At 62.3% G+C, this 12566-nt stretch carries 12 protein-coding genes; 3 read left to right on the top strand and 9 right to left on the bottom strand.

Translation table 11 applies throughout. From position 1 onward, the window contains the following. Positions 1 to 840 (top strand): hydroxyethylthiazole kinase, encoded by an 840-nt coding sequence (gene thiM, locus R3F72_RS08295; protein ID WP_332779409.1) that lies wholly within the window; start codon positions 1 to 3, stop codon positions 838 to 840. A 10-nt stretch (positions 841 to 850) separates the two neighbouring features. Here thiM and cysE read toward each other — a convergent pair whose 3' ends face one another. Both cysE and rep read right to left on the bottom strand, forming a co-directional pair. Continuing rightward, positions 851 to 1693, bottom strand: coding sequence for a serine O-acetyltransferase (cysE, locus tag R3F72_RS08290; RefSeq protein ID WP_332779408.1), 843 nt, complete (start codon positions 1691 to 1693; stop codon positions 851 to 853). Positions 1694 to 1732: 39 nt separating this feature from the next. After that, the gene (rep, locus tag R3F72_RS08285; RefSeq protein WP_332779407.1) at positions 1733 to 3781 is read right to left on the bottom strand and encodes a DNA helicase Rep; all 2049 of its coding nucleotides are present in this window, start codon (positions 3779 to 3781) and stop codon (positions 1733 to 1735) included. A gap of 236 nt (positions 3782 to 4017) precedes the next feature. Between rep and R3F72_RS08280 the strand changes: the two genes are divergently transcribed. Then, positions 4018 to 4434: a GNAT family N-acetyltransferase gene (locus R3F72_RS08280; protein ID WP_332779406.1), complete on the top strand. Its 417-nt coding sequence runs from the start codon at positions 4018 to 4020 to the stop codon at positions 4432 to 4434. Between the two features lie 3 nt (positions 4435 to 4437). On the opposite strand, the gene trmL is transcribed toward R3F72_RS08280, so the two are convergent. From trmL to pyrE, 3 genes are all read right to left on the bottom strand, one after another. After that, positions 4438 to 4908: a tRNA (uridine(34)/cytosine(34)/5-carboxymethylaminomethyluridine(34)-2'-O)-methyltransferase TrmL gene (gene trmL, locus R3F72_RS08275; protein ID WP_332779405.1), complete on the bottom strand. Its 471-nt coding sequence runs from the start codon at positions 4906 to 4908 to the stop codon at positions 4438 to 4440. A gap of 273 nt (positions 4909 to 5181) precedes the next feature. Continuing rightward, a complete protein-coding gene (locus tag R3F72_RS08270) occupies positions 5182 to 5751 on the bottom strand; it encodes a YfaZ family outer membrane protein (RefSeq protein ID WP_332779404.1) in 570 nt (189 codons plus the stop codon). 181 nt (positions 5752 to 5932) lie between these two features. Beyond that, positions 5933 to 6637 (bottom strand): orotate phosphoribosyltransferase, encoded by a 705-nt coding sequence (gene pyrE, locus R3F72_RS08265; RefSeq protein ID WP_332779403.1) that lies wholly within the window; start codon positions 6635 to 6637, stop codon positions 5933 to 5935. 124 nt (positions 6638 to 6761) lie between these two features. Between pyrE and R3F72_RS08260 the strand changes: the two genes are divergently transcribed. Continuing rightward, on the top strand, positions 6762 to 7532 hold the full coding sequence (locus tag R3F72_RS08260; RefSeq protein WP_332779402.1) for an exodeoxyribonuclease III: 771 nt from the start codon (positions 6762 to 6764) through the stop codon (positions 7530 to 7532). A gap of 168 nt (positions 7533 to 7700) precedes the next feature. Here R3F72_RS08260 and R3F72_RS08255 read toward each other — a convergent pair whose 3' ends face one another. From R3F72_RS08255 to R3F72_RS08240, 4 genes are all read right to left on the bottom strand, one after another. Continuing rightward, positions 7701 to 8939 (bottom strand): hydantoinase/carbamoylase family amidase, encoded by a 1239-nt coding sequence (locus tag R3F72_RS08255; protein ID WP_303855788.1) that lies wholly within the window; start codon positions 8937 to 8939, stop codon positions 7701 to 7703. A gap of 63 nt (positions 8940 to 9002) precedes the next feature. Then, positions 9003 to 9995: an ABC transporter ATP-binding protein gene (locus R3F72_RS08250; RefSeq protein ID WP_303855790.1), complete on the bottom strand. Its 993-nt coding sequence runs from the start codon at positions 9993 to 9995 to the stop codon at positions 9003 to 9005. Between the two features lie 12 nt (positions 9996 to 10007). Further along, positions 10008 to 11084: an ABC transporter ATP-binding protein gene (locus R3F72_RS08245; protein ID WP_303855792.1), complete on the bottom strand. Its 1077-nt coding sequence runs from the start codon at positions 11082 to 11084 to the stop codon at positions 10008 to 10010. A 75-nt stretch (positions 11085 to 11159) separates the two neighbouring features. Continuing rightward, positions 11160 to 12563 carry an amidase gene (locus R3F72_RS08240; protein WP_303855794.1) on the bottom strand — a complete coding sequence of 468 codons (1404 nt, stop codon included), beginning with the start codon at positions 12561 to 12563 and terminating at the stop codon, positions 11160 to 11162. Between the last annotated feature and the right edge of the window lie 3 nt (positions 12564 to 12566).

Here is a 12566-nt window from a genome sequence, read left to right as displayed (position 1 = left end):
ATGACCGAGGCACCGCTCCAGACGAGTGAGTGGCAGCAGCGCCTGCTGGCAACACGTGAACGGCTGCGCGAGCGGGCACCGCTCGTGCATTGCCTGACCAATCAGGTCACCGTCAATTTCATCGCCAATGCGTTACTGGCGGCAGGCGCTTCGCCAGCGATGACCGATCATCCCGAGGAGGCCGGGAGCCTGGCCGCAGCAGCAGACGCCGTGCTGATCAATCTGGGCACGCCCAACGCGGAGAGCCTGGAGGCGATGCGACGAGCGAGCCAGGCCGCCAACGAGGCCAGGAGGCCCTGGGTACTCGATCCGGTCGGGGCGGCGGCGCTGCCGTTGCGGCGAGACGTGAGTCTCGAGTTGATGTCCAGCCGGCCGGCGGTGATGCGCGGCAATGCCTCGGAGATTATGGCGCTGGCAGAGGCCGGCGCTCGTGGCCACGGGGTCGATACTCGGCACGAATCGCAGGATGCGCTTGCCGCTGCCAATGATTTGCTGGCTCATGCGGAAGGCATCGCGATTTCCGGACGGGTCGACCGCTTGCTGGGCCGCTCGACCACCGATACCTACCCGATCACGATCAGCCTTGCCGGCGGCAGTGCGTGGCAGCCTCGGGTGACGGGAACCGGCTGCGCGCTGGGTGCATTGATCGCCGCTTATCTAGCGGTCGCCGACACGCCGCTGGATGCCATGGTCGCCGCTCATGCCCACGCGGCTGCAGCCGCCGAGCAGGCCGAACGAACGGCTCACGGGCCGGGGAGCTTCGCGGTGGCGTGGCTGGACGCGCTGGATAGCGTCGACCTAGCGGGCTTTCTCTCGGATCGCCGGAGGCTAGATTGCTAGCATCGCCGCACTAGCGCCCACAACAGAGCTTGCTGCTGGAGGGAGCGGGCTGCGCCGACGTTTGCGAATTACGCGGCTTGTCGAGGCAATGCTGCATTTCCCGCGACGGTGCCGCGCAACCGGCGTCGCCAATGATCCGGGCCGGGACGCCCACCGCCGTGGTATGAGGCGGCACCGCCTTGAGTACCACCGAACCGGCGCCGATCCGGGCGCCTTCGCCGATCTCGATATTACCGAGCACCTTGGCTCCGGCGCCGATCAACACGCCTCGCCGAATCTTCGGGTGGCGATCCCCCGCTTCTTTCCCCGTCCCGCCGAGCGTGACGCCCTGCAGCAGCGAAACCTCGTCTTCGATTACCGTGGTTTCACCGATGACGACCCCGGTCGCGTGATCGATGAAGACCCCATTGCCGATCCGCGCAGCGGGATGAATATCGGTCTGGAACACTTCGGAGCTGCGGCTCTGCAGATAGCGCGCCATCTGCCGGCGCCCGGTCCGCCACAACACGTGCGCGAACCGATGCACCGTCAGCGCATGAAACCCCTTGAGATAGAGCAGCGCCTCGGTAACCTGGCGAATCGCCGGATCGCGTTCGATCACGGCGGCGAGATCCTGCCCAATGCCATCGCTGATGGCAGGATCGTCGGCCAGCAGTTCGTCGAACATCTTGATCAGCTGGTTGGCAGCCAGATCGGGATGCGCCAGACGCTGGCCCAGTCGATAGGCCAGACCGGCACCCAGCGTCGAGCGGTTGAGCACCGCGCCTAACATCAACGGGGTCAGCAGCGGCTCCTGGCGAGAGATCGCCATCGCCTCGTCGCGGGCCTGTTGCCACAGCTCGGTGGTGTTCATCGGCATCTCTTATCGGCGTGGATGGGCATCGAATGACTTCTAGCCTAGCAGCGATCGCAGGCCCGCGATCGCACTCTGGCCCCGCTCCTGCTTTTTCTCGGGGTTTTCCTTGTCGGCGCGACCTTCCCATTCGAGATCGTCCGCCGGCAGCTCGTCCAAAAAGCGACTCGGGGTGCAGTCGAGCAGTTCGCCGTAGGCCTTGCGCTGGCGGGCGAGCGTCAGGGTCAGCGTGCGCCGGGCGCGGGTGATACCGACGTAGGCGAGTCGCCGCTCCTCCTCCACGGTGCCGGATTCGATAGAGTTGCGGTGCGGCAATAGTTCCTCTTCCAGCCCCATCAGGTAGACGTGGGGAAACTCGAGGCCCTTGGAGGCGTGCATGGTCAAAAGCTGGACCCGGTCGGAGTCGTCCTCTTCGGCCTGCTGTTCGAGAATGTCGCGCAGCACCAGCCGCGAAATGGCCGACTGCACGTCGTCGGTCTCCTCGCTGGCTTCGCCGTCCTCGTCGTCGCGGTGCATCGACTTTTCGAGCTGATCGATCAGCGTCCAGACGTTGGCCATGCGGCGCTCGGCGATGGTCGGCGCGCTGGCGTTCTGGTAGAGCCAGGCTTCGTAATCCATGTCCCGAATCATCTCGCGGATGGCGGCAATGGCGTCGCCCTGATCCATGCGCTTGCGCACGCCGTCGATGAAGTGAGCGAAGCGCCCTAGCCTTTCGACGGCGCGGGTCGGCAATACCTGCTCGAGCCCCAGCTCGTGACAGGCGGCAAACATCGAGGCACCGCGCTCAGAGGCATAGTTGGCGAGCTTCTCCAGCGTACCGGGGCCGATCTCGCGGCGCGGTACGTTGACGATGCGCAGGAAGGCGTTGTCGTCGTCAGGATTGATCAATAGTCGCAGATAGGCCATCGAATCCTTGATCTCGTTGCGCGAGAAGAAAGAGGTGCCACCGGAAAGCTTGCAGGGAATCTGGTGATGCTGCAGCTTTAGCTCCAGAAGCCTTGCCTGGAAGTTGCCGCGATAGAGCACGGCGAAGTCGCGCCATTCGGCGCGTTCCTTGATCCGGCGCGTCAGGATTTCGCCGGCGACGCGCTCGGCCTCGGCCTCTTCGTGGCGGTTGACCACCACGCGAATCGGATCGCCCTGCCCCATGTCGGACCACAGCGTCTTCTCGTAGACGTGCGGATTGTTGGCGATGAGCGTATTGGCGGCGCGCAGGATCGTCGCCGTGGAGCGGTAGTTCTGCTCCAGCTTGATGACGTTGAGTCGCGGAAAATCCTCGCCGAGGGTCACCAGGTTTTCCGGTCTTGCACCGCGCCAGGCGTAGATCGACTGATCGTCATCCCCCACCACGGTGAACGTCGCGCGCTCGTCCATCAGCATCTTGACCAGCTGATACTGGCTGACGTTGGTGTCCTGATACTCGTCGACCAGCATGTACTGGATGCGCTTGCGCCAGCGCGCCAGCGCCTCTGGGTCGGTCTGCAGCAGCACCACCGGCAGCATGATCAGGTCGTCGAAGTCCACCGCGTTATATGCCTTGAGATGGCGGTTGTAGGCTTCGTAGATTCGTGCGGCGTACTGCTCGTCTTCGTCGGCGGCGTGGGAGATCGCCGGCCCGGGCAGCACCAGATCGTTCTTCCACTGGGAGATTCGGTTCTGCACCGCGTTGATCTGCTCGGCGTCGGTGTCCGCTTCCTTCTGCATCAGATCGCGCAGCAGCGCCTTGGCGTCCTCCGGATCGAACAGCGAGAACCCGGGGCGAAAGCCGAGCGTCTTGAGCTCGCGGCGGATGATGTTGAGGCCGAGGTTGTGGAAGGTCGATACGGTCAGGCCGTGCCCTTCGCGGCCCTTGAGCATCTGCCCGACGCGTTCCTTCATCTCGCGCGCCGCCTTGTTGGTGAAGGTGACGGCGGCGATCTTGCGCGCGCTCATCCCGCACTCCTGAACCAGATAGGCGATCTTGGTGGTGATCACGCTGGTCTTGCCGGAACCGGCACCCGCCAGCACCAGACAAGGGCCGTCGATGAAGCGCACCGCTTCCTGCTGGCGCGGATTGAGCTTGGCGAGACGTTGGCGAATATCGGACATGAGGGCAGAATCGCAGAGAAAACAAAACGGAGAAGGAAGTGCTTCACCCGTTGACGAGCAAGATGAAACGCGAGGCACGCAACGCACAGAAACCGGAACATAGTAGGCTATGTGAGAATTTCGAGCATTGCGCAACAAAGCGTTTCGCGTGCGCAGTCACGAGTGAAGTATTTCCGGGAATGATACACCTCATACAAATCATACGAGATGATTTACGCGGCCCCGAAATCGCCGCATTGCTGGAATTCCACCTCAAGGACTTCGAGCCGCACTCACCGCCGGAAAGCCGCCATGCGCTGGATCTCGACGGGCTGCGACGCCCGGAGGTTCACTTCTACACCGCGTGGGAAGACGGTCAGTTACTGGGTTGCGGCGCGTTCAAGCGGCTCGACGATACGCACGCCGAGATCAAGTCGATGCGCACCGACCCGAACCATCTACGTAAAGGCGTGGCGCGGACGATCCTGGCGCACCTGATCAAGGAGGCGCGTGCCGCTGATCTGCAACGGCTGAGTCTGGAAACGGGGCCGATGGCGCACTTCGCCCCGGCCAGAAAGCTTTATGAGGCGTTCGGATTCACCTACTGCGAGCCGTTCGGCAGTTACCGCGAAGATCCCTACAGCGTGTTCATGACCCGGCGCCTGGCTAACTGACGCCTAGACATCCACTGCGCCGACGAAATCCATCTGCCGCCACGCTTCATAGACGATGATGGCGCAGGCGTTGGAGAGATTGAGGCTGCGGCTGTCCTTCAGCATGGGGATACGCAGACGCTGCGCGGGCGGCAGCGCCTCGAGCATCGACTGCGGCAGGCCACGGGTTTCCGGGCCGAAGACCAGCGCATCGCCTTCACGGTAGTGAACGTGGCTGTAGCCATGACGACCCCGCGTGGAGACGGCAAAGACGCGCTCTGGCCCTACCACTTCGAGAAACGCGGCCCAGTTGGCGTGGACCTGAACCCGCGCCCATTCGTGATAGTCGAGCCCGGCGCGTCGCAGGCGCTTGTCGTCGAGTTCGAAGGCCATCGGTTCGATGATGTGGAGACGAAAGCCTGTGTTGGCGCACAACCGGATGATGTTGCCGGTGTTGGGCGGAATCTCGGGTTCATAGAGCACGATATCAAGCATGGCGGCCGACTCGGAGGCGGGTAACTCTCGCATCATACGCAATCGGCGTCTTTCTCTATAGGGCCCCGAAGCCGGCTCTCGCTCCAGAGCCCCGAAGCCGGCCCCCGCTACAGAATCCGAAGCCGGCTCTCAGGAAGGGACGCCGATTGTTTTCCATAGCGCCCCGAAACCGGCGCCAGGCGTAGCCCGTAGTCCGTAGCCCGTAGCCCGTAGCTCGTAGCTCGTAGCTCGTAGCTCGTAGCTCGTAGCTCGTAGCTCGTAGCTCAGAATAGCTTAAAACCCGACGCTGACGCCCAATACCGGCCCGCTATCCAGCGTATGGCCGTTGTCGTTATCGAAGTCGGTACGCATGTAGCGATAGCCGCCGTAGACGTAGGTCTGCGAGATGATGTTGACCCGCGCCTGGGCGCCGTACTCGTAGCTCTTGTCGATGTCGCCGTGCGCCAGGCCTTCCGGCGTGTAGAAGCCGTAGGCACCGATCGAGGTCAGCGGAATGGGCGTATCGACGAATGCGGAACCGCCGAGCCCCAGACCGCCACCGTTGCCATAGTGGGTATCCTGATACTGGTAACGTCCGCCCACGGAAAGATCGATGCCCGGCAGCCACGGCGTGAACATCAGCGAACCCGAGTAGGCCTTGGCATTGTGACCGCTGTCATCGGTGTTCAGGTAGCCGACGCCGGCTCGCAAGGTGGGAAAGATGGTTTGGCTGGCTTCGACACCGAAGGAGTCGTCGCCGCCGTTGGCGGAAACACTCAGCGCCATCGCCTGCTGACTGGCGAACATGAAGGTCGCTGTGGCAAGGGCAAAGCCCCAGGGTTTGATCCTGCTGCGGTTGATCATGATGCGTCTCCCGAAATTGGCGCCAAATCGCGTTGGACTAACGGCGTAAGCGTGGCATAATTTTCGAGTTTATCAAACGCTGTTTTTAAACCTTTTGTAACGCATCATACGACGACGAGGCTGCGGCTAATCGTAGCAGGCGCGAGTGCCATCCAGGCCCGTCTCGTCACGGGCCGAAGGATCAGCGGTCGCTGGTGATGCCGTAGCGATCCCGGTAGGCGCGGATCGCCTCGGCATGCTGGGCAATGGAAGCGCCATCTTCGCCGCTGCGGGGTTCGCGCGTTTCCAGATAGGCGAGCAGCTGGTCGAGGTTGACGATGCTCACAACCGGCATATGATACGTCGCTTCGACTTCCTGGATCGCGCTGTGCGGCTTCAGGCCGTTGGCATCCTGACCACGCTCCTGACGGTCGAGCGCGATCACGACACCCGCGGCCTGGGCTCCGGCATTGTTGATGATCTGCATGACCTCGCGGATCGCCGTGCCAGCCGTGATGACATCATCGATGATAAGAATGTTGCCACGCAGTTCGGCACCCACGATGTTGCCGCCTTCACCGTGAGTCTTGGCTTCCTTGCGGTTGAAGGCAAAGGGCATGTCGCGCTGATGGTGGTCGGCCAGAGCAACGGCTGCACTCGCCGCCAGCGGTATACCCTTGTAAGCTGGACCAAACAGTACATCGGCCTCGATGCCACTGTCGGCAATGGCGCTGGCATAGAAACGTCCGAGACGGGCCAACGCACTGCCGGAACGGAATAGACCGGCATTGAAGAAATAGGGACTGACACGACCGGACTTGAGCGTGAATTCACCGAAGCGCAATACCCCTTCGGCGATCGCGAATTCGATGAACTCTTGCTGATACGGCTGAATCTCGACGCTCACCCCGGGTCTCCCTGTTGCTTCATGACTCTTGAAGACCGCTGTCGTCCTGGCCTGACGCAGCGGTCATTTACCTAAACCTTTCAAGCTCGGGTATCATACACGCGCGACAAAGAAGGAACACTGTATGAAAATCGCCAGCATCAATGTGAACGGGATCCGAGAGGCCGTCGAGCGGGGCTTTCTCGACTGGCTGGCCGAACAGGATGCTGACGTCGTCTGCGTGCAGAACCTGAAGGCCAAGAGCTTCGAGCTCGATGACAGCATTCTCTACCCGGAAGGTTACGAAGGTTATTTCCTGGACGCCGAGCAGGATGGCTTCTCCGGGGTCGGGCTCTACTGTCGCAAGATCCCTAAGGCCATCATGTATGGTCTGGGCTTCGAGCAGTGCGACAACGAAGGGCGCTTCCTGCAGGCGGACTATGACCGCTTCAGCGTCGCGACCTTCCTGATGCCGAGCGGCGACGACGATCCGGCCGCCAAGCAGACGTTCATGACCCAGTATCTCGAGTACTTGAACAAGATGGCTCGCAAGCGTCGCGAGTACATCATCTGCGGCACCTGGCACATCGCGCACAAGACGCTCGACCTGGCCAACTGGGCCGACAACCAGACGACGCCCGGCTTCAAGCCGGAAGAACGGGCGTGGATGGATCAGGTGTTCGGCCCGACCGGCTTCATCGATACCTTCCGTGAGGTCAATCGGGATGCCAACCAGTACACCTGGTGGCCCAAGCTCGACCAGGAAGTGCCACGCTCCCGCCAGGAAGGCTGGCGCCTCGACTATCAGGTCGTCGGCCCCAACTTCCGGCGCAATGTGAAAGACGCCTGGATCGATACCGATGCAACCTTCAGCGAGTTCGCCCCGCTGATCGTCGAGTACGATCTCGAGCTGTAATCGCCGCTCGACGCCGCACGCCAGCAGCCGTCAGTGATTCGCAACGAAAACACCCCGCCAACCGGATAACGGCTGGCGGGGTGTTTTGTTTGGCAGGCCCGGGCCCCGGTATCTCCGAAAGACGCGGCGAGACGCACCCATGGCTGCGCCCCTATCCCGCTTCTCCAATCAGGGAAGACTCGCGTCCAGGCGCAGAAAGCTGTCGGCAATTACCTGGGCCCCGGCGGTCACATGCTCGGGTTCGGCGTTTTCCGCTTCGTTGTGACTAATGCCCTTCTCGCAGGGAATGAACACCATGCCGGTCGGGCAACGAGGCGGAAAGTAACGGCAGTCGTGACCGGCGCCGGAGTAGATTTCTCGCCAGGGCTGCCCGCTGGCGGCCGCCGACGCTCTAATGGCCTCGAATGCCGCGCCTTCGAAGTGTACCGGTGCCTCGCTGACCGTCTGGGTCACCTGGACCTGACAATGCCTTGCCGCCTCAGCGGCCAAGGGCGCAATCCGATCGCCCAGGGACTTGAGCACCCCGGCATCCGAATAGCGGAAGTCGACTCCGAAGGTCACCTGTCCGGGCACTACCGACCAGGCATTGGGCGAAAGCGCGAAATGACCGATGGTGAAACGAATTTCGTCCTTCTCGTCCCAGAACAGCGCATGAAGCTCATTGATGATCGCCACGGCATCGACCAGCGCATCCTGACGCAGGCTACGCGGCGTGGTCCCCGAGTGATCCTCCTTGCCGGTCACTTCGACCCGGAAGCGGCGCATACCCTGCATGCCGGTGACCACGCCCAGTACCTCGCCACCGGCTTCGAGTAACGGCCCCTGCTCGATATGCGCTTCCAGCAGCGCGGCAAACGGCGTACCCAGGTCGCGGTGCTCGGCATCCGGGAACTGCTCATGCAGTCGCGCTATCGCGTCTGCCATGCTGACCCCATTGCTATCCAATGCCGCGTGAGCCGTCTCCAACGACTTCACACCGGCATAGACACCGGAGCCCATACAGCCGGGCGTGAAGCGCGACCCTTCTTCGTTGTTCCAGATCACGCACTCCAGCGGATGACGCGTCTCGACACCGGCAGCGTCGATCGCTTCCAGCGCCTCGAACGCCGCCAACACACCAAAGATGCCGTCGAAACGCCCACCTGTGGGCTGAGAATCCGAGTGAGACCCGCTGACTAGCGGGGCTAATGAGGCGTCGCTGCCTTCTCGGCGAAGAAACAGGTTCCCGGCGTCGTCCAGCAACAGACGAAAGCCCCGTAGCTTGGCCAGGTCCGCCAGCAGGCGGTGCGCGGTAATATCGTTGTCATCCAGCGCCAACCGGCAAACGCCCCCTTTGAGCGTGCCTCCCAACTTGGCCATGGTTTCGACACGTTCCCACAAGCGCTGACCATCGACGGTCACGGTCATAATCACTCCTTCTTTTTTTCGCGAGTCGAATCCTCTTCACGATTCTCGTTCACGCCCACGGCTTCATGCCAGCCGCGATACCCGGTCTTCGGCCAGCACACAGCGCGACATATGCCCGGGCATCGGTATTCGCGGCTCGGGCACGCCCTGGATACAGGCCTTGTGCGCATGCGGGCAGCGCGGTGCAAAGCCACAGATATCCAGGGGCGAGGAAAGGTTGGGCGGCGCACCGGGAATGGCGTCGAGCCGCTTGCCTCTCAACCCCGCGTGTACCGTGGAGTTGAGCAGTCCTTGCGTGTACGGATGCTGGGGCGAACGCACGACATCGCGCATCTCGCCGTACTCGACCATCTGTCCGGCGTACATCACCGCGACCTTGGTACCGACTTCGACTGCCACGCCGACATCATGGGTCACGAAGATGATGCTGAGACCGAGCTCGTCCTGTAGCTGCTTCAGCAGCAGGATGATCTGGATCTGGACGGTGGCATCCAATGCCGTGGTCGGCTCGTCCGCCAGCAACAATTTGGGGCTGCAGCTCAATGCGAGCGCGATCATCACTCGTTGGCGCATCCCTCCGGACAACTCGTGCGGGTAGGCATTGAGACGCTCGGCGGCCGAGGGAATACGCACCAGCTCGAGCAAATCCTTGGCCCGGGCCAATGCCGCGGCCTGGGACAGGCTCTCGTGCTGCATGATCATCTCGCTGATCTGTTGGCCTATCTTGTAGACCGGATCCAGAGAGGTCGAAGGCTCCTGGAAGATCATCGAGATCTCGGCTCCCCGCAGACGGCGCAGCTGGCGTTCGCTGCAGGTCAGCATCGAGGTACCGTCGAACTGAATCTCACCGGAATAACGGGTCTTCTTGGGCGGATGCAGTTTCATCAGCGAGCGCAGGGTCACACTCTTGCCACTGCCGGACTCGCCCAACAGCACCATGGTTTCGCCGGGTTGCACATCAAAACTGACGCCGTTGACGGCATAGACCTCACGCTCACGCGAGGCAAAAGTGACTTTCAGGTCGCGCACGGACAGCAGCGGCGATGGGGATGTCATGGCAATCTCTCCTCAGGCTACATGGCGCTTGGCGCGGCTATGTCCGGAACCTTCGATGATCATATGGCAGGCAACCTGCGTCCCGATCTGGCCCGGTGACAACGGCGGCATCGTCTCTGCACAGATTGACTCGGCGTGTGGACACCGCGTGCGGAAACGGCAGCCGGACGGCGGGTTGATCGGGTTGGGGGGATCACCACTGATCGGCAGGGCCTCGGTCAGATGATCGGGATCCATCGAGGGGCGCGCCGACAGTAGCGCCTGAGTATAGGGGTGTTGCGGGTTATCGTAGATCTTGTCGACCGGCCCGATTTCGACGATCTGGCCAAGGTACATCACCAGAATACGATCACTGATGTATTGCACCACGTTGAGATCGTGACTGATGAAGATATAGGTCAGCGACATCCTGCGCTTGAGATCCTCCAGCAGATTGAGCACTTGCGCCTCGACCGACTTGTCGAGAGCCGAGACCGCCTCGTCGAGGATCAGTAGCCGAGGCTCCAGTGCCAACGCCCGTGCGATGTTGATGCGCTGCCGCTGCCCGCCGGAAAGTTCATGCGGATAGCGCCGTGCATAGAGTTCGGGATCCAGCCCCACCGCCTCCAGCATGGCTTCCGCCTGCCTTGCCGCTTCGCGACTATCGATACCGCGAACCTTGCATCCGAAGGCAATGGTATCGCCGATCGTCATGCGGGGATTGAGCGACGCATTGCTGTCCTGGAACACCATCTGGACCTGGCTGCGCATGGCCTTGACGCTGATACCCTGAGCGCTATCGACGGTAAGCCCGTCGAGCACGACCTCTCCGGCATCGGGTTCGATCAGGTACATCAGCAATTTGGCCAGGGTGGATTTTCCGCACCCGGATTCACCCACGATCCCCAGGGTTTCGCCCTTGGCGACTCGAAAGTCGAGGCCATCGACGGCGCGCACTACATCGACCCTGGTCCGTCCCGGGAGTCCTTTGCGTTTCAGCGGAAAGTGCTTCTTCAACTGGTCGACGATCAACAGCGGCTGCGCCGGACCGCCGACGTCGTGCGCCCGGTTGCGTGGCACGTCAGGTGCCGTCTTGTCGTTGTCATTCATCACGGTTTGCCTGTCATGAGCGACGCGCTGCGCGTCTTGTCGTTGTCGAATTAAACCCCGCCCTGGCGGTGACCGTCACAGGGTCGGATGTTGATCTTTCCATGGCGTGATGCGCTCGTAGGCGCCGCCAAGCGCGAACAGCGTCGACTCGGCGTAGGGCCTGGCGATGAGCTGAAGTCCGGCTGGCAAGCGGTTGGCCGTGAATCCACAGGGCACCGTCAGCGCTGGCAGGCCAAGATAATTGAAGGGTCGCGTATTGCGCGTGATTCGTCCGACCATTGCCGGGATCCGGGCCGGATCCCGCTCGTCGGTCTCGGCGATGGTCGGCACTTCGAAGGGCAGCGAGGGTGTCGCCAAGACATCGACCCGAGAGAACACGTCAGAGACGAAATCCCGAACGACTGCACCGCGAACCGACAGCGCATCGAGGTAGACGGCCGCGGGTATATGGAAACCGGACTCGGTCCGCGAATATCCATGCAATCCGTAGTCGTCCGGCCTCTCACGCATCCAGCGACCATGGACGGCGGCGGCCTCTGACTTGGAGATGGCATTGGCGATGGCGTCGTACGCTCCCGGATCGGGCACGTCGATCACTTCTACCTGGCAGCCCAGGTCCTGCAACACGCGGCAGGCATCGTCAAATAGCGTCGCCACTTCGTCGCTGATGTCGTCTCGGAAATAATCGGAGGAAATGCCGACGCGCAGTCCGGACACCGAACGCCCCAGACTGCGGGTGTAATCGGGCACCGGCAAACGACTGGTAGTGGAATCCCGTGGATCGTAACCGGCCACCAGCGACGTCATCAGCGCGCAGTCCGCCACCGTACGCGTCAATGGGCCGACCGTATCCAGCGACCAGGCCCGTGGCATGGCGCCGAAGCGGCTGACTCGTCCCCAGGTAGGTTTCATACCCGCCAGCCCATTGAACGATGCCGGCAGCCGGATCGACCCACCGGTATCGGAGCCGATGGCGCCGTAGACGGCTCCCGCCGCCGTTGCCGCGCCGGATCCACTCGAGGAGCCACCGCTGATATGCGCCGGATTCCAGGCATTGCGGCAATGACCAAAGTGCTCGTTGTGCCCCGTCGGGCCGGCGGCGAATTCGGAAAGGTTGAGTGCAGCGACATTGATCGCCCCCGCCTCGTCCAATCGGCGCATGACGGTCGCCGTCGCTTTCGGCTCGACATCCGCCATGATCCTTGAGCCCCCACTGGCACGCTTGCCCAGGCGCGAGAACATGTCCTTGTGGGCGAGCGGCACACCGAACAGCGGCGCGGTCGGGGTGGAACGTTGCAGGCGGCTATCCGCCTGTTGCGCGGCTTCCCGCGCCTCATCGATGAAGACATCGATGAAGACATCGATGAAGGCGTTGAGGATCGGCCGCACCGTCTCGATACGCTTGAGCGACGCATCCACGACTTCGCTCACGGAGACCTCGCGGCGACGAATCGCACCCGCGACGTCGGTCAGGCTCATCCA

Source organism: Salinicola sp. 4072, assembly GCF_036663415.1.
Classification (GTDB): domain Bacteria; phylum Pseudomonadota; class Gammaproteobacteria; order Pseudomonadales; family Halomonadaceae; genus Salinicola; species Salinicola salarius_A.
The sequence above is the reverse complement of the archived record's forward strand: the minus strand, read 5'-3'. Positions and strand labels throughout refer to the sequence as shown.

Excerpts from the sequence above, each read along its gene's own strand:
- thiM (WP_332779409.1), top strand. The coding sequence starts at position 1 with ATGACCGAGGCACCGCTCCAGACGAGTGAGTGGCAGCAGCGCCTGCTG.
- cysE (WP_332779408.1), bottom strand. The coding sequence starts at position 1,693 with ATGAACACCACCGAGCTGTGGCAACAGGCCCGCGACGAGGCGATGGCG.
- rep (WP_332779407.1), bottom strand. The coding sequence starts at position 3,781 with ATGTCCGATATTCGCCAACGTCTCGCCAAGCTCAATCCGCGCCAGCAG.
- trmL (WP_332779405.1), bottom strand. The coding sequence starts at position 4,908 with ATGCTTGATATCGTGCTCTATGAACCCGAGATTCCGCCCAACACCGGC.
- R3F72_RS08270 (WP_332779404.1), bottom strand. The coding sequence starts at position 5,751 with ATGATCAACCGCAGCAGGATCAAACCCTGGGGCTTTGCCCTTGCCACA.
- R3F72_RS08260 (WP_332779402.1), top strand. The coding sequence starts at position 6,762 with ATGAAAATCGCCAGCATCAATGTGAACGGGATCCGAGAGGCCGTCGAG.
- R3F72_RS08255 (WP_303855788.1), bottom strand. The coding sequence starts at position 8,939 with ATGACCGTGACCGTCGATGGTCAGCGCTTGTGGGAACGTGTCGAAACC.
- R3F72_RS08250 (WP_303855790.1), bottom strand. The coding sequence starts at position 9,995 with ATGACATCCCCATCGCCGCTGCTGTCCGTGCGCGACCTGAAAGTCACT.
- R3F72_RS08245 (WP_303855792.1), bottom strand. The coding sequence starts at position 11,084 with ATGAATGACAACGACAAGACGGCACCTGACGTGCCACGCAACCGGGCG.
- R3F72_RS08240 (WP_303855794.1), bottom strand. The coding sequence starts at position 12,563 with ATGAGCCTGACCGACGTCGCGGGTGCGATTCGTCGCCGCGAGGTCTCC.